The 24,213-nt window shown below is 39.8% G+C and carries 22 protein-coding genes and 1 pseudogene; 19 read left to right on the forward strand and 4 right to left on the reverse strand.

The features are described 5' to 3' along the window. Positions 1–2: 2 nt before the first annotated feature. Positions 3–1,262, forward strand: a complete 1,260-nt coding sequence (gene efeB / locus MKX57_RS08860; protein ID WP_342550913.1) for an iron uptake transporter deferrochelatase/peroxidase subunit — start codon at positions 3–5, stop codon at positions 1,260–1,262. Further along, a complete protein-coding gene (locus tag MKX57_RS08865; protein ID WP_342550914.1) occupies positions 1,237–2,952 on the forward strand; it encodes an FTR1 family protein in 1,716 nt (571 codons plus the stop codon). The genes efeB and MKX57_RS08865 overlap by 26 nt, the downstream gene beginning before the upstream one ends. A 59-nt stretch (positions 2,953–3,011) precedes the next feature. On the opposite strand, the gene MKX57_RS08870 is transcribed toward MKX57_RS08865, so the two are convergent. Further along, positions 3,012–3,866 (reverse strand): pentapeptide repeat-containing protein, encoded by an 855-nt coding sequence (locus MKX57_RS08870; protein WP_089984902.1) that lies wholly within the window; start codon positions 3,864–3,866, stop codon positions 3,012–3,014. A 165-nt stretch (positions 3,867–4,031) separates the two neighbouring features. Between MKX57_RS08870 and MKX57_RS08875 the strand changes: the two genes are divergently transcribed. The 4 genes from MKX57_RS08875 (at position 4,032) to MKX57_RS08890 (ending at position 9,666) form a co-directional block, all read left to right on the forward strand. Beyond that, positions 4,032–5,624, forward strand: a complete 1,593-nt coding sequence (locus MKX57_RS08875; protein WP_089984901.1) for a PucR family transcriptional regulator — start codon at positions 4,032–4,034, stop codon at positions 5,622–5,624. 130 nt (positions 5,625–5,754) lie between these two features. Further along, complete coding sequence (locus MKX57_RS08880; protein ID WP_342550915.1) at positions 5,755–7,020, forward strand: cytosine permease; 1,266 nt, start codon at positions 5,755–5,757, stop codon at positions 7,018–7,020. Continuing rightward, entirely contained in the window at positions 7,020–8,123 is a 1,104-nt protein-coding gene (locus MKX57_RS08885; RefSeq protein ID WP_342550916.1) for a DUF917 domain-containing protein, read from the forward strand. The genes MKX57_RS08880 and MKX57_RS08885 overlap by 1 nt, the downstream gene beginning before the upstream one ends. Next, positions 8,116–9,666, forward strand: a complete 1,551-nt coding sequence (locus tag MKX57_RS08890) for a hydantoinase/oxoprolinase family protein (RefSeq protein WP_342550917.1) — start codon at positions 8,116–8,118, stop codon at positions 9,664–9,666. The genes MKX57_RS08885 and MKX57_RS08890 overlap by 8 nt, the downstream gene beginning before the upstream one ends. A gap of 59 nt (positions 9,667–9,725) precedes the next feature. On the opposite strand, the gene MKX57_RS08895 is transcribed toward MKX57_RS08890, so the two are convergent. After that, positions 9,726–9,938 carry a cyclase gene (locus MKX57_RS08895; protein ID WP_090001882.1) on the reverse strand — a complete coding sequence of 71 codons (213 nt, stop codon included), beginning with the start codon at positions 9,936–9,938 and terminating at the stop codon, positions 9,726–9,728. Between the two features lie 208 nt (positions 9,939–10,146). On the opposite strand from MKX57_RS08895, the gene MKX57_RS08900 reads away from it, so the two are divergent. From MKX57_RS08900 to ptsP, 11 genes are all read left to right on the forward strand, one after another. Next, positions 10,147–10,926 carry a hypothetical protein gene (locus MKX57_RS08900; protein WP_008175785.1) on the forward strand — a complete coding sequence of 260 codons (780 nt, stop codon included), beginning with the start codon at positions 10,147–10,149 and terminating at the stop codon, positions 10,924–10,926. Next, the gene (locus MKX57_RS08905; RefSeq protein ID WP_008175786.1) at positions 10,923–11,279 is read left to right on the forward strand and encodes a GntR family transcriptional regulator; all 357 of its coding nucleotides are present in this window, start codon (positions 10,923–10,925) and stop codon (positions 11,277–11,279) included. Before MKX57_RS08900 ends, MKX57_RS08905 begins: the two co-directional genes overlap by 4 nt. Before the next feature lie 9 nt (positions 11,280–11,288). Beyond that, a complete protein-coding gene (locus MKX57_RS08910) occupies positions 11,289–12,011 on the forward strand; it encodes an ABC transporter ATP-binding protein (RefSeq protein WP_008175787.1) in 723 nt (240 codons plus the stop codon). A gap of 43 nt (positions 12,012–12,054) precedes the next feature. Then, positions 12,055–12,975, forward strand: coding sequence for an ABC transporter ATP-binding protein (locus tag MKX57_RS08915; RefSeq protein ID WP_008175788.1), 921 nt, complete (start codon positions 12,055–12,057; stop codon positions 12,973–12,975). Beyond that, on the forward strand, positions 12,953–13,891 hold the full coding sequence (locus tag MKX57_RS08920) for an ABC transporter permease (RefSeq protein ID WP_107921858.1): 939 nt from the start codon (positions 12,953–12,955) through the stop codon (positions 13,889–13,891). Before MKX57_RS08915 ends, MKX57_RS08920 begins: the two co-directional genes overlap by 23 nt. A 175-nt stretch (positions 13,892–14,066) precedes the next feature. Next, complete coding sequence (gene nagE, locus MKX57_RS08925; protein ID WP_090001884.1) at positions 14,067–16,016, forward strand: N-acetylglucosamine-specific PTS transporter subunit IIBC; 1,950 nt, start codon at positions 14,067–14,069, stop codon at positions 16,014–16,016. A 97-nt stretch (positions 16,017–16,113) separates the two neighbouring features. Further along, positions 16,114–17,268 (forward strand): N-acetylglucosamine-6-phosphate deacetylase, encoded by a 1,155-nt coding sequence (gene nagA, locus MKX57_RS08930; protein ID WP_089985166.1) that lies wholly within the window; start codon positions 16,114–16,116, stop codon positions 17,266–17,268. A 30-nt stretch (positions 17,269–17,298) separates the two neighbouring features. After that, on the forward strand, positions 17,299–18,009 hold the full coding sequence (locus tag MKX57_RS08935; protein WP_008175792.1) for an SIS domain-containing protein: 711 nt from the start codon (positions 17,299–17,301) through the stop codon (positions 18,007–18,009). A 25-nt stretch (positions 18,010–18,034) separates the two neighbouring features. Next, entirely contained in the window at positions 18,035–18,736 is a 702-nt protein-coding gene (locus MKX57_RS08940; protein ID WP_115648609.1) for a glucosamine-6-phosphate deaminase, read from the forward strand. Continuing rightward, the gene (locus MKX57_RS08945; protein ID WP_008175794.1) at positions 18,736–19,002 is read left to right on the forward strand and encodes an HPr family phosphocarrier protein; all 267 of its coding nucleotides are present in this window, start codon (positions 18,736–18,738) and stop codon (positions 19,000–19,002) included. Before MKX57_RS08940 ends, MKX57_RS08945 begins: the two co-directional genes overlap by 1 nt. Next, on the forward strand, positions 18,999–20,711 hold the full coding sequence (gene ptsP / locus MKX57_RS08950) for a phosphoenolpyruvate--protein phosphotransferase (protein ID WP_342550918.1): 1,713 nt from the start codon (positions 18,999–19,001) through the stop codon (positions 20,709–20,711). Before MKX57_RS08945 ends, ptsP begins: the two co-directional genes overlap by 4 nt. 160 nt (positions 20,712–20,871) lie before the next feature. Here ptsP and MKX57_RS08955 read toward each other — a convergent pair. Next, a pseudogene (locus MKX57_RS08955) lies at positions 20,872–21,545 on the reverse strand (HAD family hydrolase). Positions 21,546–21,627: 82 nt separating this feature from the next. Further along, the gene (locus tag MKX57_RS08960) at positions 21,628–22,395 is read right to left on the reverse strand and encodes a sporulation protein (protein WP_090003140.1); all 768 of its coding nucleotides are present in this window, start codon (positions 22,393–22,395) and stop codon (positions 21,628–21,630) included. 311 nt (positions 22,396–22,706) lie between these two features. Between MKX57_RS08960 and MKX57_RS08965 the strand changes: the two genes are divergently transcribed. Both MKX57_RS08965 and MKX57_RS08970 read left to right on the forward strand, forming a co-directional pair. Continuing rightward, positions 22,707–23,444, forward strand: coding sequence for a sulfite exporter TauE/SafE family protein (locus tag MKX57_RS08965; RefSeq protein WP_090003141.1), 738 nt, complete (start codon positions 22,707–22,709; stop codon positions 23,442–23,444). 26 nt (positions 23,445–23,470) lie between these two features. Continuing rightward, a complete protein-coding gene (locus MKX57_RS08970) occupies positions 23,471–24,181 on the forward strand; it encodes a cytochrome c biogenesis protein CcdA (RefSeq protein ID WP_115648612.1) in 711 nt (236 codons plus the stop codon). Positions 24,182–24,213: the final 32 nt, after the last annotated feature.

Here is a 24,213-nt window from a genome sequence, read left to right on the forward strand (position 1 = left end):
AAATGACAGCATCAAATGAAGAAAAATGGATGAATAAAAAAATTTCTAGACGTGATATGTTGAAACTGACAGGCATTGGGGTGGCAGGTGTTGCCATTGGTGCCTCTGGTTTAGGTGGTGTAATGAAAGCAATGGGCTATGATGTTTTTGAGCCTGTGGCTGACAGTACTACGGCAAGCAATAAGGTCAATTTCTACGGCAACCATCAGTCAGGTATTGTAACACCTGTACAAACGAATATTTATTTTGCTTCTTTAAATGTGTTAGTGACATCGAAGAAGGAATTGCAAGAGTTATTCCAGCAATGGACACCTCTTGTTGTACGTTTAATGAATGGTGAATTAATGGCTGATATTTCGTCGAATACGAGAGTACCGACTGGTGATACCGGTGAGGCAGAGGGCTTAGATGCTGCCAATTTATCAATTACTATTGGTGTGGGTGCTTCCTTATTCGATAAGCTTGGTATGCAGCATTTAAAGCCAGCGGAGTTAAAGGATTTACCACATTTCCCAAAGGATCAGCTACTGAAAGAATATACAGGTGGTGATTTGTGTATTCAGGCTTGTGCAGATGATCCGCAGGTGGCATTCCATGCGGTCCGTAATTTAGTGCGTGCAGCATCTGGGAAAGTGGAGATTAAATGGTCACAGTCTGGCTTTAACTCGTTTCCAGCAGGTGGTGGGACCCCCAGAAATCTTTTTGCATTCAAGGACGGCACAGTGAATCCATCCATTACAGATGAAAAGGATTTAAAAAAGGTTGTTTGGGTGGATAAAGGCTGGCTAAAAGGCGGCTCTTATTTAGTTGCACGTAAAGTGCAAATGCATCTTGAAACATGGGATCGTACATCTTTAAAAGATCAAGAAGCTACATTTGGACGTTACCGTGATAGTGGGGCACCGATGGGTAAGACAAAGGAATTTGATGATTTTGATGTAGAGGCGAAGGATGATAAAGGGAATTATATTATGCCTGATACATCACATGTTCATTTAGCCCGTAAATCAGGAGCTCGTATTTTACGTAGATCCTATTCCTATGCATCAGGTGTGATGTCGAATACAGGCACTCATGATGCGGGGCTTATCTTTATTTCATTTCAAAAGGACCCAGCCCAATTTACAACGATACAAAATAGCTTAGGGCGTATGGATAAAATGAATGAGTATATTACCCATCGAGGCAGTGCAATGTTTGCTTGCTTCCCTGGTGTACAAAAGGGGAGTTATTTAGGTGAAGCACTTTTTAACGCGCTGTAGTATGGTGATTGCTTTAGTTCTGACTTTAGCTTTACCTGTGCAAGCTGCGCAATCGTATAGTCCTTTATATATTGCGATTAGTGATGCATTGATGAATACGAAGCAGGATAAAGAGGCAGAGGCGAAACAGGCGATTGAACAGTTTGCCACAGACTGGGCTAAGGTTTCTTCTGAACAAAAAGAGGCGAAAGCAAAGGTTGATGAGATCCTTGCGCAAGCAACAGAGGCCAAGTCAAAGGATGACCGTTTAGAGGCGTTGTCAGCATTGTCGAATGCACTACGTGCGCTAGAAAAACTGGAAAACCCAGTGGATGAGGCTGCACAGCGAGCAGAGTTTGGGCAAAAGATGAAGCCAATTTTGGCAGACTTTGAAAATGCTTTAGCTAGTGGTGATGTTCAGGCTATTGATGAAGCCTACAAGGATTTTAATCTTAAGTGGAATAAAAGTGAGCGACCTGTACGTGAGCAAAGTATTGCCATGTATGGGCAAATCGAAACACAGATGGCATTTCTACGAATCTCTATTTCTGCGGAAGAGCCGGATATCGCATTAATGAAAACTCAATTTGCAGATTTACAACAAACGATTGTAGATTTTGTAGCGGGTAAAGAAACGGCTGAAGCGGTAGAAGGGGACTATTCGTTAGCTACATTAATTGCTTATATTGATGAGGCGTTGGACTATGTAGATGATGGTGATTATAAGGCAGCCTCTAATAAGGTTCGAGAATTTATTACGATTTGGCCACGAGTTGAAATAGAAATCTCAACTCGTAATGGTAGCCTCTATACAAAAATTGAAAGTGATATGCCCATCATCGCGAGTGATTTATTAAAATCCTCTGTCGATCAAGAGGCTATTACGAAAAAATTAAATACCTTCCGTACGGAAATTGAGTTAATTCAAGGTGATTCAGATTATACAGTTTGGGATGCCGCGTTAATATTACTTCGAGAAGGGCTAGAGGCTTTACTCATTATATTAGCTCTTGTGTCATTTCTTAATAAATCAGGGCAGAAGAAAATGCGTAAATGGATTTATATCGGAGCGTTTGTGGGCGTTCTGTTATCAGCTGTTGCCGCAGTTCTTATGTCAACGATTTTAAATTCGGCTACAATTGATACGAATCGTGAATTAATGGAAGGCTATGTAGGCTTACTGGCTGCAGCAATGATGATTGGTGTAGGTATCTGGCTGCATAGTAAATCGAGTGTGGTCAGTTGGAATCGCTATATTTCGAAGCAAATGGGCAATGCCATTTCAAGTGGCTCTATTTTTGCGATGGCAGCGATTAGCTTCTTATCCGTTTTCCGAGAAGGGGCAGAAACGCTTGTCTTTTATGCGGGTATTGCACCGAAAATGGCGACTTCTCAATTTATCCTAGGGATTGTCGTGGCGCTCATTATCCTTGCCATGCTTGCCGTTGTGTTGTTTAAGGCAAGTGGCAAAATGCCTATTCATAAATTCTTTGCCGTAGCGACATGGCTTATTTATATATTAGCCTTTAAAATTATCGGTGTCAGTCTGCATACATTGCAGCTAACTAATAAGATTTCTACAACGATTGTTGATGGCTTACCTGTCATAAGCATGATTGGTTTCTATCCAACCGTAGAAACGATGATTGGCCAAGCGATATTACTAGCATTGATCGTGGCAACCATCATTTATAAAAAGAAGCAAGCCTAAGTGTCTTTAGCAAACGCTTATGGCCGGAAAGGGATGTCTCTTTGGAGAGGCATCCTTTTTTACTGCCAGTGAGCTGGACGTTTAATATAAGAAGGTAGTTTCGTAGTGCTGTCACCTTGTGCGGCATTGATTTGCATTTGTGTTAAAAATAAACTTGTCGATAGATCTGCGCCGCGTAAATTGGTATCACGCATATCAGCCCCAATGAAATCTACCCCTTGTAAATTGGCTCCTTGTAAATTGGCAGCAATTAAATAGCTACCTCTTAAATCAGTAGCTCGCAAATCTTTCCCCTTGAAATTTTTACCCATCCAATCAGCACCACGCTGATTTAATTTGGGAGAAGTTTTCCCCTTTACTAGCTGTTGCCGCATTTGTTCGCTTGTTTTTAAAAGAAGTGCGTTTACTGGCATACGAATAGCAATTATGTCCAGCGCCAATAGGCTATTAGCGTCAAGCTCCGTTGCCTGCTGTAGCTGCTCTAATTGAACGAGGAGCTGTTCATGGAGCGTATCGTCAACAGGATAGGAGAGAGCTTCAGCTACATACGCAATCATTTCATATAGCTGCTCCATAATTGGAAACACTTGAAACATCTTCTCAGCATGTTCTCGTGATTGGCGCCAATCTTGCCCTTTAAATGTCACTTGGGAAACTTGCTGACCGGCCCCTAAGCAATCAAAAACAGTACAGCCTTTATAGCCACTTTTTCTTAGCTTGCTATGAATTTGACAGCTATAGTCCTCCTTTAAATTGGAGCATGGCTTGCCTGCTGGTTTATCCATGGCAAAATCACTAGAAGCCACTATATTTAATGCTGTACAACATAACCCAAAACAGCTTTGGCAATCTGCCTGTAAGATTTCTCGGATTGTCGTGCCAAACGATGAGTCTCTATTTGTTAGATTTGACATCCTCTTTTTCCCTCTCTTACCTCATAAACTTAGCTATTATTTTAGCATGTACATGCTAGCTTATGAAATATGAAGACAACCATATTTTGAAAGACAGGTGCGATTATGGTATTCTTCTTCACAAGACGTTGTATAGAAAATTTAGAAAAGTAGTGGTGGTTGAACATGGGGGTAACGGTAAAAGATTTATTGCAATTGCCTTCCTTTCGCGGGGCAGAGGTTTTAACAGGTCGAGATAATCTGCATCGCACGGTCTCTTCTTTATCCGTTTTAGAAGTATCGAATGTTGATTTTTATTCGAAAATTATCAATCGTGTGCAAGAGGAATGGTATGCAGAAGAACTGGTGATTAGCTCCTTTTATTCCATTCGAGATAGTGTGGAACAGCAATGTGAAACAATTCAGCATTTACACGATTTAGGAGAGCTGGGCCTTATCTTATATTATGTTGGTATTGTGTTGCCACATATACCTGAGGAAGTGCTTGCCTTAGCCGAATCTCAAGGGTTTATTATCATCTGTATGCCAAAGAATGATTATTCTCTCCGTTATAATGAGGTTATTTATGAAGTTATGGAAGCGATTGTTAGTAATCAGGGTGTCAATGACCACTTCGTTAAGGAAACATTAGAGAAGGTATCCTTATTGCCTGAGCATTTAAGAAGTGTCGAAATTACATTGAAAATGCTATCAGATCGCTTGAAAGCCAATATTCTGTTAACAAATAGTCATTTGGATATTATCAATCAAGTCATGTGGCCAAGAAATTCATCATTAGATGTGGTCCACGCTGTGCATGAATGCTCACAATCACAAGTTTATCGTGAAACAGGTAAATTCGAGTTAAAACGAAGTGATATCTCATGTGTGATTGACTATAAAAGAGTGCATCAAAAAAATGGGGAGCCTCTCTTTTTATTCCTTATAAAGGAAAATACCGATTTACCTGCCAAGACAATTGAAAAGGTGAGTGAGGTTGTCCAAGTCGCAATTAATTTATGGGGAGACAAGCATGATGAGGTCAGCGAATATGCCTTAGTCAAAGCAATCATTAATGATGAAAGTGAAAAAATGAGAAGATTAGCCAATCTCCTCCATATTGATGTTTCTGCTATTCAAATGATGTGGTTAGTTTATATGCATGATTTAGCGGATGAAAAAAAGGTTCGAAATGAGTTAGAAGAGCAGCTGTCTAAATACTATCAAACAAGAGTCATTCAATGTATTGACCATTGTATGATTGTGCTACTCGGGAATTGCTTGTACAAGCACCATGAGTTGGAAATTACTGTCGAATATAATGAAACTACCAATTATGCTGGGCAAATTGCAGAAATCGTCTATGCTCCAAAAATGAAAAACACAAAGGCTGTTCGTCAAATGTATCAGTTGGTCAATCAGGTAGGTGATAAAGCCAACACGATATACCCCATGCGAAAATTGTTTACGGCAGCCGAGGTTCGTTCCATGAAACGAGCTATTGATATAAGTAAGCAGGGGGAAGAAATGATTGAGGAATATTTATCAGTCATTGACCCTATTTTACATGATCATGATACATTACAGACATTGATTACCTTTTTATTGGATGCGAATGCAAGTGTGGAGCGCTGTGCGGAACTACTTTATATTCATAAAAATACGGTGAAATATCGTATCAAAAAAATTAGTGAGCTGATTGGCACAGATGTGACCATTTACGCTGAATTTTATGATGTGTATATGGCTTGCATGCTTTTTCGATTAATTAATGATTAGAATAATCTGGAATTTTGTTATTTTGAACAAAATTTCAGATTATTTTTTTTATTTACGCAAAAGACTCCCTTTTATGCTTTCTTTATAATTAAAAACATTAATCCACACCCAAGAATAAGGAGGGAGTCGCTTGAGAAATGACAACAATGTTCAATCGTGGTATAGCTTAGGGATTATTTGGGCTGGTGCTATGATATGTATTCCTAGTTTATTGGTAGGAAATGCACTCATTACAAGTATGAGTTTATCGAAGGCATTGGCTGTAGCGTTTGTAGGCTACGCGATCGTCGTATTCATTATGATATTACAAGGAATGCAAAGTAGTGATTTAGGTAAGCCGACTGTCCATGTCGCTGGGCAAGTGTTCGGTAAAAAAGGCTCTCGTACTATTTTATCTATTATCCTAGCTATTGCTTGCTTAGGGTGGTTTGGTATTCAGGCTAATGTTTGCGGGGTTGCCTTAGCGAATTTGCTAGCAATCTATCACTTGAATATACCAGTTCCTCTAGCTTCGTTCATAAGCGGTATGGTCATGGTTGTATCTGCTATTTATGGCATCAAAGTATTACGTACATTAAGCTATATTGCTGTCCCATTATTAGTCATTATTTGCGTATATGGTTTAGTCCAAACGTTAACAGGGGATCAGCTGGAGTTCATACGTGCTTACCAACCACAAGGAAATATGAGTTTTATGGATGGTTTAGCAGTGACAATTGGTTCATTCGCATTAGGGGCAGTTATAGCGGGTGATTATTCGCAATTTTCCAAAAAACGTTCGGATGTTTTCAAGGCTGCTACGTTAGGTATTATTCCTGCTGGAGTGCTAATGATTGGCGTAGGCGCTATTTTAACAATTGCTTATCAAACAAGTGACATTACCGCAGTCTTTTTGCATATTGCTACACCATTTATCGGCGGGGTTGGCTTGATTTTAGCTACTTGGAAAACCAATTTGGTCAATGCGATTTCAGGCGGTATTGCCTTAATTAATGTATTTGACGTAGCAAAAAACAAAGAGAGAATCGCAATTTTTGTTGCTGGAACAATTGGTACGATTTTAGCAGTCATAGGGATTTTAAATTACTTCACACCGATTATGTCGATTCTATCCGCGATGATTCCACCTGTTGCAGGAGTCATGATTGCTTCCTATTGGGTCATCCATAAAGGTCGTAAAGATAGCTGGGTTGAGGTGGAAGGCATTAATCGCTTAGGGGTGTTTTCTTGGCTAATTGGGGCAGTGATTGCCTGTATGCCCGTCGTATTCTCTTTATTTCCTGAATTGCCGACATTACCTAATCAACCGATGATCGGCATTATTATTTCATTTGCTATTTATTATATTGGGTATCGTGTATCCGTACAAAAAACTGTCATATTGGAGGAACATTGATGAGATATTTAGATCAAGCGGCTATTGAACATATAGCTATAGGTGCAGCATTTTTAGGAACAGGTGGTGGCGGAGATCCGTATATCGGGAAATTAATGGCACTTTCTGCTATTGAAAGAAATGGCCCTGTTCGGTTGTATTCCGTGGATGAAATTGAGGATGAGGATTTTTTCATTCCCGCAGCTATGATGGGAGCACCATCGGTTTTAGTTGAAAAATTTCCTCGTGGCGACGAGTTCGTAAAAGTTTTCCAAAAGCTTGCGCAATATTTAGGGAAGGATAAAATTGCTGGTACATACCCGATGGAAGCGGGTGGGGTCAATTCGATGATTCCGATTGTGGTGGCTGCTCAGCTAGGTTTACCTTTAATTGATTGCGATGGTATGGGGCGCGCATTCCCAGAGTTGCAAATGGTGACGTTTAATCTAGATGGTATTTCGGCAACCCCTATGGCCATCACAGATGAAAAGGGTAATATCGGCATTTTTGAAACGATTGATAATAAATGGACAGAGCGTATCGCCCGCTCGGCAACTGTTGAGATGGGAGCGAGCTCTTTAGTGAGCTTGTATCCAACAACTGGAGCTCAAATTAAAAAAAGTGGTGTGCATCATATTGTGACACTTTCTGAAAAAATCGGTGAAATTATTGCTTCTAAAGATCAAGAGGTAAACGATAAGCTAGCAAGACTTTTAAAGCTTATTGCAGGGTACGAGCTATTTCAAGGGAAAATTGTTGATGTGATTCGTGAAACGAAGGGCGGCTTTAACTTAGGGAAAATGCTTCTTGAAGGAATTGATGGCTATAAAGAGGATCAAATGAAGGTGCATTTCCAAAATGAAAACTTACTGGCAGAGAAGAACGATCAAGTTGTGGCGATGACACCTGACCTGATTTGTTTAGTCGATTATGAAACACTATTGCCTGTGACGACAGAAAGTTTAAAATACGGTAAACGTGTGCGTGTCATTGGTTTACCATCACATGAAAAATGGCGCACAGCAAAAGGGATAGAAACAGCAGGACCAAAATACTTTGGCTATGATTATGATTTCGTGCCAATTGAAGAATTGGTGAAAAAGGGGGTAGCTGAACATGTATAAAATCGGAATTGACGTAGGCGGAACAAATACAGATGCCATACTTTTAGATCATAATAGTCAGCTTGTTTATAGTGTGAAGTCACCGACAAGTTTAGATATTAAAACAGGTATCGAACAATCGTTACAGCAATTATTACAGGGTGCAAACATTGATAAAACGAAAATTACACATGCCATGCTAGGGACTACTCAATGTACAAATGCCATCGTTGAACGTAAGAAGCTAGCAAGGGTTGGTGTGATTCGACTGGGTTATCCAGCTACAGCATCGGTGCTACCTTATACAGCTTGGCCATCCGATATGATTGAAAAATTATCAGAAAATTATGCGATCGCACATGGAGGCTATGAATACGATGGCCAGTTATTGAGTGTGCTTGATCAGGAAGAGATTACAAAGCTCTTAGAAGAATGGCGTGACCAAGTAGAATCAATTGCCATTGTAGGTGTCTTTTCATCTATTAAAAATGATCAAGAATTGCAGGTTCGTAATTGGATTCAAGCGATCTATGGTGAAGATTTCCCGGTTTCTTGCTCATCGTTAATTGGCTCTGTAGGCTTAATTGAGCGTGAAAATGCAACGATTCTAAACGCAGCTCTATGCAAGGTCATTGAGACGACAACACAGGGTTTTATTCAAGCCCTTCAAGCGGAAGGCATTTTTAATGTAGAAGTGTACCTCTGTCAAAATGACGGTACATTAATGTCCATCGACTATGCGAAGCAATTTCCAATCTTGACGATAGCTTGTGGGCCTACAAATAGTATTCGAGGTGCTTCGTATTTATCACAAATTCAAAATACAATGGTATTAGATGTAGGCGGTACGACTTCGGATATTGGTGTGTTACAAGATGGATTCCCCCGAGAATCTTCAGTAGCGGTGGAAGTAGGGGATATCCGCACTAACTTTAGAATGCCTGACATTATTTCAGTCGGACTAGGTGGTGGTAGTATTGTTCGAGTGAAGGATAATAAAATTACCGTTGGACCAGATAGTGTTGGCTATAAAATTAGTGAAGAGGCATTAGTATTTGGTGGGTCGACGATGACAACAACAGATATTGCCGTCCGTTTAGGTCTTGCAGAAGTAGGAGATCCAAATTTAGTGGCACATATTGATGAAGCATTTGCTAAAGCCGTTCAAGAAGAAATTTCCTCGTTACTAGAACAGGCCATTGATAAAATGAAAACATCGTCAGAGGATGTATCGCTTGTTTTAGTGGGCGGGGGTAGTATTATTGTGCCAGAAAAAATTCAAGGTGTTTCAACGATTGCCAAATCGGAATATGGTGGTGTAGCAAATGCCATTGGAGCATCCATTGCACAAATTAGTGGACAATACGAGCAAATTTATATTTATTCCAAAGAACCTCGAGAGGAATCTCTAAAGGATGCACAACATAAAGCAGTGAAACAAGCTGTATTAGCAGGTGCCCTTGCGGATACCATTGAATTGGTTGAAGTGGAAGAAACGCCATTAGCCTATCATCCAGAAAACGCAACAAGATTAAAAGTAAAAGTAGTAGGGAAAATGGTTTAGTGAAGAAGAGTCCTAAAGAGGGCTCTTCTTTTTTAATGCATTAAGAGGTCTGAGTTGGACTAATCTGGTCGTTTATGTTTTTCATTAATAATTTTCTTGTTAAGAATGCTTACTTTGTCAACCATTAGCAACCTCATATCTTCTACAATATATTGAGCTAACTCTTCGTCAGATATGTCATCTCCTTCAATATCAAGGCGGAATTTTTGTCCTTGAATGCCCCCTCCATTTGTGAACTCAATGTCAAAATCAAATAGCACCCTTTTTTCCATTCCACTATCACCTTTTCTTCGTCTTTGTGTGCTCTCAATGTATTGTGGTTTTACTAAATTGATGCGTGAAGTCCCTATGCTATACAGGTTAAAGGTTTCATTCTAATCAAATGAGGCTCTATCTTCCTTTTTCTTGTATTTGGCACTTGAAAATCAAGAAGTCATAGTGTAATATCTGACTAGTACACTATGACACGAGGTGCTGAGCATGAAAAGTTTTGTAGGACTTTTAAAAAAAGAATGGGTACTTTATCGCTCATGGTTTTTGATGGGAATATTTTCGGGCATTATGCTTTCCTGGATCGTTCCCTATGTATTGCATCAATTTGTTGATCTCTTTGCTCAAGAAAATCAGCTTGCATTTGCCTTTACACTTCTCGTCCTTTTTATAGGTGGATTTTATTCCGTCTTACAATTTTTAGCGAGTATGCGTTTGGATATTAAAGCTAAGGAAAGTTGGCTCCATTCCACTAGTTCCATCACAAAGCTTATTGGAGCAAAGATAGCCTGTTCACTAATAGGGTATGCGCTTTTTAATACGCTCTTTGTGAGTTTTGCCCTCTTTCATCTAAAAGAAGAGTTTATTGCAAATATTGGACAAATCATTTTTGTTTTAGTAATAATCGTTATTGGATTAACTATTTTCCAATTTATGCTATTTGTTTTACTGTTGTTCTTTTTAGCTTTTTACTTGCAATTGAAGCATGTAATTGGGCGTTTTTCCATTGTGTTGACGATGGTGGCTTTTGGCTTAACAACATCTGCTTGGGTACGAATAACGGAGAGTCCGTTTTATGAAACGGTTTTCCAACGTGGCGCCATTTCGTTAAGCAAATTAGAACCATTTCTACCCAAAGTAAGAGCGGCGACAACGATGGAATGGAGGCTAGGCTCTATTTATGTTGTGGAAGAAGTTGCTTCTATATTACTCATCGTGCTGCTCTTTTTAGCGGCATCCAAGTGGCTTGAAAAGGTGGTATTACGATGACGATGGATTTTTCACGTGATAAACCGATTTATAGTCAGCTTGTCGATCGGATATGCGGGGACATTTTGAAGGGGCACATATTGCTCGGGGATCGACTGCCCTCTGTTCGAGAATATGCAGTCGAAACGGGTGTCAATGTTAACACGGTGCAACGAGTCTATAAGGAGTTAGAGGCAATGAATATAACGGAAACCAAACGAGGACAGGGCACATTTATTACGACCAATGAGGAACGCATTGAAGTGTTACGGGATGATATGAAAAATAAGTTAGCCGAAAGTTTTTTAACATCCATCGAGGCATTGGGATTTTCTAAAGAAGAAATGCTCATTGTTTTAAAAAATAAAGCGTGAGGTGAAGGAATGTTACAGCTATCGAATGTCTCTTTTCAGTATAAGAATAAGCCCATTTTACAGGATATATCCTTTTCCTTTCCTATTGGACAGATAATTGGGCTAGTTGGGGAAAATGGTAGTGGTAAATCTACACTTCTCAAAGTTTTAGCGGGCTTACTACGATCTTCAACTGGTGAAGTAGTATTGAATGGTCAACCCATTTCCCGACGGAGTGCGGACCAAATTGCTTACTTACCAGATACAGATTTGTTTTTTGATTATTATACGGGTGAACAGCTTTTTCAGCACTACGCCTCTCAATTTGAAGACTTTTCCTATGACAAGGCTTGTATCGTAGCAGAATTTTTACAGGTGGATAAAAATACGAAGCTACGTCAATTATCAAAAGGGAATCGTGGTCGTATGAAAATGGCTGCTACACTGGGCCGAGAAGTTCCTTATTATTTAATGGATGAGCCATTTGCTGGGCTAGATCCTATTGTGCGAGAGCAGCTCATTAAAGGTTTAATTCAATTTACGGACATTGAAAATCAAACCATTTTGCTGTCTACACATGAATTATATGAGGTTGAACCTATTTTAGATCAAATAATTTTATTAAAAGCGGGCTCTATCACAGCTTATGAAGATGTAGAGACATTGCGTGATGTGACCAATAAAGATGCGGTTGAGTGGATGAAAGGTTTTTATCGTCCTTCTACTAATGACACAGACCGCAATAGCTTTTAACGATAAAGGCTTAGCCGTAACAAAAAAGAAAGGGTGAATAAATATGACAGAACCAATTGTTCAATTGCAAAATCTATCGAAGACCATTCGTGGAAAGCAATTAATACAACAATTAAACATTGATTTATATCCAGGACAAATTACAGGTTTTTTAGGACCCAATGGAGCAGGGAAAACAACGACAATTCGTATGATGACAGGTCTCATGCATCCAACAGAGGGCAAGGTAATCATTGATGGGCTTTCTCTACAGGAGCATTATGAGGAAGCGATTAGCAAGGTCGGTGTGATTGTCGAAAATCCAGAAATGTATAAATTTATGTCGGGCTATAAAAATTTATTGCATTTTGCACGGATGCATAAAAATGTTACAAAAGAACGAATCATGGAAGTCGTTAAACAGGTGGGTCTAGAAAATCGTATCCATGAGAAGGTTGCAACGTATTCTCTTGGTATGCGTCAACGACTAGGGCTTGCTCAGGCGCTATTACATCGACCAAAATTTCTAATATTAGATGAACCAACGAATGGTTTAGACCCTGCTGGTATTCGGGAATTCCGTATGTACCTTCGCAAAATTGCGGCAGAAGATAATGTTTCTGTTTTTGTATCCAGTCACTTATTATCTGAAATTGAATTAATGTGTGATCGAGTAGCCGTAATACAAAATGGGAAACTGATAGACATTCGTGAAATTCACAATGAAAGTACGTCGTTCTACTATGTGGAAGCACAGCCACAAGAGCAGGTTTCTGCCCATCTGGCACAACATGATTACAAGTTTGAGGCAGTGAATCAAGGCTATGTAATTGAATTGAAGAAAGAAGATGTTCCTGCATTGACGTTAGGGCTTGTGCAAGCAGGTATGCAGCTATTTGCCGTACAGCCACATCAGAAAACATTAGAGGATCAATTCTTAGAAATGACTGGAGGCGGACAAATTGCTGAAGCTAATTCAAAATGAATGGATGAAATTATGGCATAAAAAAGGGACGTGGGCAATGGTCGCTATGCTTGTCCTTGTCATTCTAGTTCCTGGTGGCATCATGAAATATTATGAGGGTAAATCGTCAGATGAGGGATCATGGCAGGAGATAGAGCAGCAGTCTATCCAAAATAATAAGGCAATGCTAGCTGAGGAGGATATATCCGAGGAAGACAAAGCATTTTTTGAAGAGCAAATTGCTATTTCGGAGTACCGTTTAGCCCATGATGCGCCGAGTCAAAAAGATAACAGCCTTGCAAGCTTTATGTCCTTTACAAGCAATATGCTAACACTTGTCACTTTATTTACGGTGATTACAGCCGCAAGTATTGTCTCCAGTGAATTTTCAACAGGTACCATAAAAATGCTGTTGACTCGCCCGATGTCCCGTGCGAAAGTGTTAACGTCTAAACTATTGACGACCTTCTTATTCGGTTTGTTTTTAGTGGCTGTAAACGTAGTCGTGAGTGCAATTGTAGGTTTGGTATTATTTGGTATAGGCTCAGGTGTGGAATTAGAAATTGTCAATGGTCAGGTGGCTGAAAAGGCAGTATGGAGTGATTTAGCTTATCATTATCTACTATCTGGAGGTGATTTTGTCATGTCTACATTATTTGCCTTTTTAGTTGGTTCAGTGTTCCGTTCTAGCTCATTAGCAATCGGCTTAACAATGTTCCTTTCATTTACAGGTGGCATGATTGTCATGTTCTTAAGTAGATACGATATCGTAAAATACATTTGGCTAACACATTCAGATTTAACTCAATATGAAAAAGATATTTTAATGGTTCCAGATATGACAATGCCATTCTCGCTAACTGTATTAGCTATTTACGCCGTAATCTTCCTAGTGATTAGTTATACATCCTTTATGAAACGAGATGTTACTGCATAATTTAAATAAGAACTGTGCCCTAATGCTTTATTGGGGTACGGTTTTTTTTTATATCATGAATTATTAAAAAAGTATTTATTTTTTTTCAAATTGCGCCTATAATAATAGCAACTTAATGAAAACGCTTTTTTTTCATAAAAGTGGTCTAGACAACTATACCAAAGGGGGATAAAGAATGTTTGCTTTCTTACAAAAAATCGGTAAGTCACTTATGTTTCCAATCGCGACATTACCGGCAGCAGCCTTGCTTTTGCGTTTAGGTTCTGGGGATATGCTTGGAGCAGTACCGAATGAAGCCATTCAGTATATTGCTAGTATTATGGCCGCTTCTGGAAATGCTATACTAGGCAATTTACCTATTATTTTTGCGATTGGTATTGCGATGGGGTTAGCACATGATAGCAGTGGGGGAGCCGCTCTTGCGGGTGCGATTGCACACCTCGTACTAGTAGCCGTTTTAGGGACGGTTAATGAAGAATTAAATATGGGTGTGTTTGGCGGTATTATTGCCGGTATTACGGCAGGCTTACTGTATAACAAATATTATAATGTGAAATTTCCAGAATGGTTATCATTCTTTGGTGGACGACGGTTTGTACCAATTATCACGTCCATCACTATGGCGATTTTAGCGAGTATTTTAGCGATCGTTTGGGGACCAATTCAGGGCGGTATTGATGCTGTCGGCAATTGGATGATCGGTGCAGGATCACTTGGTGTTGGGATGTATGGTTTCTTCAACCGTCTATTAATACCAGTTGGTCTTCACCATGTAATCAATACGGTTATTTGGTTCGACTTCGGTGAATTTACGAATGCGGCGGGAGAAATTGTGAAAGGGGATATTAATCGTTTCTTAGCAGGAGATCCAACAGCTGGACATTTCCAAGCTGGATTCTTCCCAATTATGATGTTCGGTTTACCAGCGGCTTGTCTTGCGATGTATTTTACAGCGAAAAAGGAAAAGCGTCCGATCGTTGGTGGGATGTTCGTATCTATCGCTTTAACTGCCTTTTTAACAGGTGTTACGGAGCCGATTGAGTTTTCATTCATGTTCTTATCACCAGTACTTTATGGTATCCATGCAGTCCTTACAGGTATTTCGCTTGCGGTTGCCTATGTGGTTGGGTTCCGTGATGGCTTTGGATTCTCAGCAGGGTTAATTGATTACTTGCTAAATTTAGGCTTGGCGGATAATCCATTACTGCTTCTACCATTAGGTTTAGGCTTTGGGGCCATATATTTTGTGGTCTTCTATTTCTTAATTAAAAAACTGGACTTAAAAACACCAGGACGTGAAGATGATGAGGAAGAAGATGGGGAATCACATTCAGCTATTTCCGATGATATCGATTTACGTGCCTACTACACAATTGAAGCATTAGGTGGTAAAGATAATATTCAGCAAGTAGATTACTGTACGACTCGCTTACGTATGTCCGTACAGGATGCTAGCGTCGTGGATGAAAAAACATTGAAACAAACAGGTGCGCGAGGTGTTATGCGTATTAGTAAAACCAATGTACAAGTAATTATTGGAACATCTGTTGAGTTTTTAGCGGAGGCTATGAAAGACCGTCTGCAAAAAGGCAACCCAGCACCAGCTAATGCCCAATTACCGACGGAACTGCCTGTAGCGACAGCACAAGTAAAAAGTGAAGCAACAACAACTTTCCATGATTTTGAAATGCCGATGACGGGAGATTTATTACCGTTATCAGAAGTACCGGATGAAGCATTCTCTGCTGGCCTGATGGGTCCTGGTTTTGGGATTCGTCCGACAGATGGAACTGTTTATGCACCGTTTGACGGTCAAGTGGTGATGATTTTCCCTACGAAGCATGCGATCGGTTTAAAATCAGATACAGGATTAGAATTATTAATTCATGTCGGATTGGATACTGTAACGCTTAATGGTGAAGGCTTTGACATGCTTGTGTCAGACGGTCAAACAATTAAACGTGGGGATGCATTATTAAAAGCAGACATCACAAAAATAAAGGAACAAGTGCCTTCCATTATTACCCCTGTCGTTTTCACTAGCCTAATGGGGCAAGAGATTACGCTAGGAAAATCAGGTTTCCAAAGAGCAGGCTCTACCAATATTATTTCAATGAAAAAGTAACAATTCATGGGGCTGTTTGCGGAGGAATACATGGGCAATCATATTGCAAATGGATACCTTTTCAACAGCCCTTGTTCAAGATGAGGAGATGTTTTTCTTGAGTTTAATAATTCGGAACATCACAGTGGTCAATGCGAGTGGTCGAGATGAACAGATGGATGTGTGGATGACGGACGGTAAAATTGCTCAGGTTGCCCATCATATTGAGGTGGAGGGCGTTGAACAATTAGATGGTTCAGGTAAGTTTTTATTGCCAGGATTTATTGATATGCATATTCACGGGTCTGCCAAAATGGATACAATGGATGCATCCGATGAAGGGTTACATATCATGGCCAAATCACTATTAAAAGAAGGTACAACCAGCTTTTTAGCAACTACGATGACACAAAGCTTTGACAATATCGAACGGGCCATCGCCAATGTAGCACAATTCCAGCCAAAGTCAGATGAAGCGGAAGTACTTGGCCTTCATATTGAAGGGCCTTTTGTATCGAAGCAACGGGCAGGAGCTCAGCCACTGGATTATATTGTCCTGCCAGATGTAGAAGTGATGACAAAATGGCAAGCATTAAGTGGTCAAAAAATTAAACAAATTACGCTAGCACCTGAAGAACCTAATGGAATGACAGCAGTCCAAAGCCTTTCTGAAAACGGAATTATTGTATCCATTGGTCATTCCGATGCTACATTTGAGCAAATGCAAGAAGCTGTACAATTAGGTGCATCTCAGGGGACACATTTATACAATCAAATGCGTCCATTCCATCATCGTGATCCTGGTGTGGTCGGTGGTGTTTTGCTAATAGATGCCATAAAGGCTGAACTGATTGTTGATTTTATTCATATGCATGAAGGAGCTGTGGAAATGGCTTATCGCTTGAAGGGGGCAGACGGAATTATTTTAATAACGGATGCGATGCGAGCGAAGGGTATGCCATACGGTGAATATGATTTAGGTGGTCAATTGGTGCATGTGACAGAATCAGGAGCCCATTTATCGAATGGTTCACTGGCGGGTAGTATTTTAACAATGGATCAAGCTGTACGAAATATGCGTCAGATTACCAATTGTACATTGGAGGAGCTTGTGAAAATGTCCAGCTATAATGCTGCCCAGCAATTAAAATTAACGAACAAAGGACAGCTTATAGAAGGATATGATGCGGATGCAGTGATTGTGGATGAACATTTACTGCTACATCAAACGATTAAAGCTGGCCAAATCAGTATGCATGCGAACAATTTGTAAGAAACGTTTGAAATGAAAAGGTGATAGATCATGAATACCTATTTTCAACAAGTCAATCGCTATTTAACAATGGTGGCACAACAAGAAAATGAACAAATTAACCATGTAGCTCAGTTAATCGTCAAACGACTCTTACAGGGAGGCATTATCCAGTTATTCGGTTCAGGCCATTCCATGTTATTAGCACAAGAATGTTATTTCAGGGCTGGTGGCTTAGTCCCTGTCAAACCGATTCACATTGAATCCTTAATGCTACATCAAGGAGCACGGCAATCTTCACAAAATGAAAAGAAGCAAGCATTTTTAGCCTCCTATAAGGATCAGCTACAGTTTGATGACAAAGATGTTTGTATCATTATTTCAACATCTGCCAACAATCCAGTGCCTATTGATATGGCGATCTACGCAAAAGAAGCAGGTGCGCATACAATCTCACTGCAATCATTGGCCTATCAACATCAGCCATCACGCCACCCTTCAGGCAAACGTTTAGAGAATATCGTAGATGACGTTCTAAATACGCATGTCCCATTAGGGGATGGGGTTTTAACAGTTGATGAGTTGCAATATGGACCTGTATCTACAGTGTTAGGTGCAGCGCTATTAAATGCTCTATTCGCCCAAATCATTGAAGTTCTACATGAACAAGGCGCCAGCTTACCAGTGTTTGCTAGCAGTAACTTAGGTAACACCAATAATGATGAGCTTATTGATCAATATGGTCAGCGCATTCATTTTTAAGGCTTTAGGAAAAGGAGGATATGTGGTGAACATAGAAAGATTTGATTCAAAAGAAGATTTATATGCACGAGCAGTAGCCATCATAGCAGAGGCTAAAAATAATGGGTCCACTACGTTCGGGCTAGCTACTGGTGGAACGATGGAACCGTTGTATGCTAAAATCTGTAAAACGGATATTGATTTTTCAAATTGCATCAGCTTTAATTTGGATGAATATGTAGGGCTTGAGGCCAATCATGAGCAAAGCTATGCCTATTATATGCATCAGCATTTATTTCAAGAAAAACCATTTCAGGCATCTTATTTACCAAATGGCTTAGCAGCTGATCCTATAGAGGAAGCTGCTCGCTATGAAGCCCTATTACAACAACATTCCTTAGACTTTCAATTGCTTGGTATCGGACAAAATGGCCATATTGGTTTCAATGAACCCGGTACACCATTTGAATCCTTGACACATCTTGTGACATTGGAGGAATCGACTCGTCAAGCCAATGCTCGCTTCTTTTCTTCGATTGATGAAGTGCCCACGCAAGCGTTCACTATGGGGATTCAATCTATTATGCGCGCAAAATGCATTTTGTTATTAGCAGTGGGAGAAACTAAGCGTGAGGTGTTAGAACGTGTGCTGGCCTCTGATTATACAGAGGAAATTCCAGCAAGTGTTTTATCCAAACATCCAAATGTCATCATCTTAACAGACTTACAAGTAGAGGAGAATAAATAATGAAAACACAACAATTTACAGTAATCGATCCTTTAGGAATTCATGCACGTCCAGCGAGCCAGCTTGTGGCAAAGGCTACGCCATTCACTTCCGCTATCGAAGTGCGTACGGAAGAAAAAGCAGCAAATTTAAAATCTATTCTTGGCGTAATGGGATTAGCATTAAAGCAAGGTTCTCAATTTACACTTTATGTAGAGGGGGAAGATGAAGAGCAAGCATTTGAGGCATTAGCAACATTAATGACAGAAATGGGGCTTGCACAATGACACATTTCACTGGTATTGCCGCTTCAGACGGCATTGCCATTGCTAAAGCGTATCGTTTTGTACAACCGGATTTAACATTTAGCCAAACAAAGGTTCAAGATGTTCAGGCGGAGCAGTCACGTATAGCTGCTGCCCTTGCCAAAACAGAGCAGGAGCTAGTGGCGATTAAACAGCAAACATTAAAAAAATTCAGTGCCGAGGAAGCAGCCATTTTTGACGCGCATTTATTAGTGGTAAATGACCCAGAATTAATTGGGCCTATTCATCAAAAAGTAGCTGACGAAGGGGTCAATGCAGAGTTTGCCTTACATGAAGTTTCATCAATGTTTGTGGCATTGTTTGAAAGTATGGATGATGAATACATGAGTGCACGTGCATCCGATATTAAAGATGTGACAAACCGCATTTTAGCACATTTACTCGGTGTACATATTCCAAACCCAAGTAATATTAGTGAACAGGTGATTATTGTAGCCAATGATTTGACTCCTTCAGAGACGGCTCAATTGGATCGTAATTTTGTTCTTGGCTTTATTACTGATATTGGAGGCCGTACCTCTCATTCAGCGATTATGGCCCGTTCGTTAGAGATTCCTGCAGTAGTCGGAACTGGAGCAGCAACGACGACTATTCAAGATGGAGATTTGTTAATCGTGGATGGTTTATCAGGTCAAGTGCTGATCAATCCGACGGCAGATGTGATTGCCAGCTATCAAGAAAAAGCACAAAGCTATCATACTCAACAAGCAGAATGGTCTACTTTAGTAAACGAACAAACGGTATCTCAAGACGGTGTCCATGTAGAGCTAGCCGCTAATATCGGCTCTCCAGGCGATTTGGAGGGCGTGTTGCGTCACGGGGCTGAAGGAATTGGCTTATATCGAACAGAGTTTTTATATATGGGCCGAGAAAACCTGCCATCTGAGGAAGAGCAATTTACAGCGTATAAGACGGTTCTTGAAGGAATGCAAGGTAAGCCTGTGGTTATTCGTACACTAGATATTGGTGGAGACAAACACTTACCGTATTTACCACTACAGGAAGAAATGAATCCATTCCTTGGTCATCGCGCCATTCGTCTATGCTTAGAGCAACAGGAATTATTCCGTACACAATTACGCGCTTTACTGCGAGCATCTGTTTATGGCAACCTAAAAATTATGTTCCCAATGATTGCGACTATTCAAGAGTTCCGTGAGGCTAAAGCGATTTTATTAGAGGAGCAAGAACAGCTAGTAGCAGCAGGGAAGGACGTTAGTGCTCACATTGAAATAGGCATGATGGTGGAAATTCCTGCTACAGCAGTGATGGCTGATGTTTTTGCCAAGGAAGTGGACTTTTTCTCCATTGGAACAAATGATTTAATTCAATATACAATGGCTGCAGATCGTATGAATGAAAAAGTATCTTATTTATATCAGCCGTATAATCCAGCTATTTTACGCTTGGTTCAAATGGTTATCCATGCCGCCCATCAAGAACAGAAATGGGTAGGGATGTGCGGAGAGATGGCAGGCGACGAGCTAGCAGTACCTTTATTGCTTGGCTTAGGCTTAGATGAATTTTCAATGAGCGCAACATCCATTTTGAAAACACGTTCTTTATTGAAGCGCTTGTCTGTAAAGGACATGCAAGCTTTAGCCGCTGAGGCATTACAATGTGCAACAGCTGAAGAAGTAATGGAAAAAGTAAAGCAAGCAGTAAAATAACTTTATGCTCAAAACCATCTAGAGGGTGGTTCAGGCTGTAGATGAACTCAAAAAATGTTGAGTTATCTACAGTCTTTTTTGTTGTTAATGAAATAGAACGAAGAACGAAAATAACAAAAGCCACCGATAGTCTATTTCTCGTTGGCCATTGCCTATCATTTTATTGTTTGTTGTTTAAATAGTCGATGATGGAAGGTAATTCTGACAAATCATCAATGATGGCATCTGCCTCAACATGATCCCATGGAGCATCCTTTTTCCAAATACCTTTCATGCCAACAGCTTGAGCACCCTTCACATCATTTTCAGGGTGATCTCCTAAAAAAATGCTGTCATGAGGAGAAACCTGTAGCTTGTCTAAAGCTCTCATAAATAGTTGGGGATCAGGCTTTTTAATATTCTCCCATTCAGAAACTAAAATCACATCAAAATATTTCTCAATGGCTAAAGCTTTAATATTGTCCATTTGAAAATGACCATAACCATTCGTAATGATTCCTAGAAGATTTTTATCCGTTTTCAATTGTTCTAATAGCTAATTAGATTTGGGAAGCCGACACAATAATTTTTGAATTCATTGATGTAATCTAGAAGAAGCTCCTCCCAAGTGAGAGCTACTATATTAAATTCCTGCACTAATTGCTGATAGACTTTATCCTTCCAAACATATCCTCGCTTATCTAGTTGAATGAAACGAGACACATAGCTTTCTTTTGGAATATGATTCAATGTCATACCTAGTCGCTCATATTGCGACTCTATAAAAAATTTTACAGATTCATCTCTATTTAACAAAGTTCCATCTAAATCAAATAATACCGCTTTTATTCCCATACAATAAAGCCTCACCTTCATAAATGGAGCTAGGAGAAAAACTAAAGTAGTTGAAGTGCTCTTCAACTACTTTTTAGTGAAATTATATATGCTTTGAAATAATTTGTTGGAATTTTTCTGGGAGCGTTGGTAAATCGTGCAGCGTAATTGTTGTTCGAACGTAGCTTTCATCCATCTCTAAAGCCTCTGCGAAGAAGCTCCCAATGCCTCTTACTTTGCGGTCAATTTGTAAAAGAATTTCTGCTGAATGATTGGACTGGGACAGGAAGACCATTTCAAGTTCATCTAAATGGCCTCTATAGGAACCTGTTGGTACAAATTCAAACTCCTGTACAAATGGATAATACCCACGGAAGCGAGCTGGGGCTTGCTCACATTCTGCTTCTCGTAAACGAAAACCTAATCGACCTATAGCATCAAGTATTTGCGCTGCAAGGCTTGTTGGCTCGACACGAATATAATCTTTGTCACTTGGGTCAACTGCGTTTTTAATATCGAGTCCAGTTTGAATCCATACTTGCGTTTTGCCTGCACTAATCGGTGTTTCAAATGGCAGTGTCAACGAAATGGGAATGACCTTCTCTTCACTAGCAGCTAGTGTAAAAGGCTCTGTCACTTTTACTTTTTGTAGAGTGGCCACCTCTGTATGTTTATGATCATTTGACTCTCGTACATATGTCGTATTAATGGACAAATAGATGGAATCCACTTGTTGTTCAACTTGGCCGCCACGCACGATGATTTCCCCTCGCATGACTTCCCCAGCTCGATAAGTATCCTTTTCCAACCTTGTATCAACTGTTGCTGAACCTATGCCAAAACTTGCTAGTGCTTTATGAAAAAAAGACATTCTACATTCCTCCTACGGACATTGTTAGCTATACATACGCACAGTTTGAAAAAAGGTTTCAAGACTCGTAAATTTTTCACCATACTAATTGAAAATCCAAAAGGGGATGCAGTACCCCAAACGGAACGAACCGCTTTCTATGTGTAGATTCGTATTAATGCCTCTACCAACAAAAAGACAAACTTTGATCACATCATCGTCTTCTAAAAGCAGGAGAATCGATTTCTGCATCATTTATTCATATTTAACCTTTATACTAGTTTTGGCTAGTTTGTAAAGCTGAAATGATGAACAGATTGAAGGTGTTTAAATTGTATAGTTTTTTGTCAGCTATTAGTCAGTTTCTAAGTGAGCCGATTAATCAATTTTTAAATGCCTATGAGCATTCAGCATGGGCTATGGCACTGCTATTAGGTCTCATAGGGGCACTAGCTCCATGCCAAATAACCGGCAATATGAGTGCTATTACATTTTATGGGAATAAAACGCTGCAAATGAAAAATAATTGGCAGGAGATACTGTTTTTTATTCTTGGCAAAATAGTTGTTTTTAGTGGACTTGGGCTTTTTGCGTGGTTATTTGGACAATCGTTTGAAACTAAAATGACATTGTATTTTCCCATTTTCCGTCAGGCCATTGGACCAATTATGCTGATGACAGGGCTCGTTTTATTAGGTTTATTGAAGCTGAAATTTTTAAATCGTCTGTCGACGCTTATTCCTCCTGTTATGAAAGGGGGCAAACTAGGCTCCTTTTTAATGGGCGCTAGCTTCTCTATTGCCTTTTGTCCGACCATGTTTGTCCTATTTTTTGTATGGCTAATGCCCATCGTAACTAACACAACCTATGGGTTTATCTTACCTAGTATTTTTGGGGTTGCCACTTCTATACCATTACTCATCATGCTGCTTTTCATTTATCTGTTCGATGCGAAGCGACTCATTTTACGAACAAGCATGAAGATGGGGAGAGTTATTCAAAAAGTGGCAGGCATATTATTACTATTATTAGGTATAGTGGACACTATTACATATTGGGGAATCACTTAACATGAAAGATGTAAGGAGCGCTCAAAATGAATTCAGATATTAATCTTTTATTAGCCTTTGGTGCAGGGTTTCTAAACTTTATTTCGCCATGCACCTTACCGCTCTATCCTGCTTTTATTTCTTATATTACAGGGATGTCAATGGATGAGCTTCAGGGTGACAATAAAAAATTAAGAACGATGGGTATGTTGCATACACTGTTCTTTTTAATTGGATTTTCGGTGATTTTTATTTTCTTAGGATATAGCTCATCTGTTGTCGGATGGTTTTTCTTCCAGTACCAAGATGTATTGCGACAGGTTGGAGCTATTTTAATTGTTCTCTTTGGTTTAATGATTATAGGGGCTCTATCTCCGAAGTTTTTAATGCAAGAAAAACGTCTTTCCTTTAAAAATCGTCCTACAGGCTATTTAGGCTCCTTTTTCATTGGGCTTGCCTTTGCAGCGGGATGGACCCCTTGCACAGGTCCGATTACTGGGGCAGTTTTTATGATGGCTTCTCAACATCCAGGGATGGGCATGTTTTATATGGTAGCCTATGTTTTAGGGTTTGCCATACCGTTTTTCCTGCTATCACAATTTGTCACGAAACTCGCATGGATACGAAAATATAGTCAAACGATCACAAAAGTGGGTGGCTATTTCATGATTGTGCTAGGAATTGTTTTATTTTTCGACGGTTTAACAGTAATCATCATTTGGCTAAGTCCATTGTTCGATGGTTTTTCAGGATTTTAACGCTCTTCATTATTTCTCCATACTTCTTTGTT

The organism is Lysinibacillus sp. FSL M8-0216, from assembly GCF_038595555.1.
GTDB classification, from domain to species: Bacteria; Bacillota; Bacilli; order Bacillales_A; family Planococcaceae; genus Lysinibacillus; species Lysinibacillus fusiformis.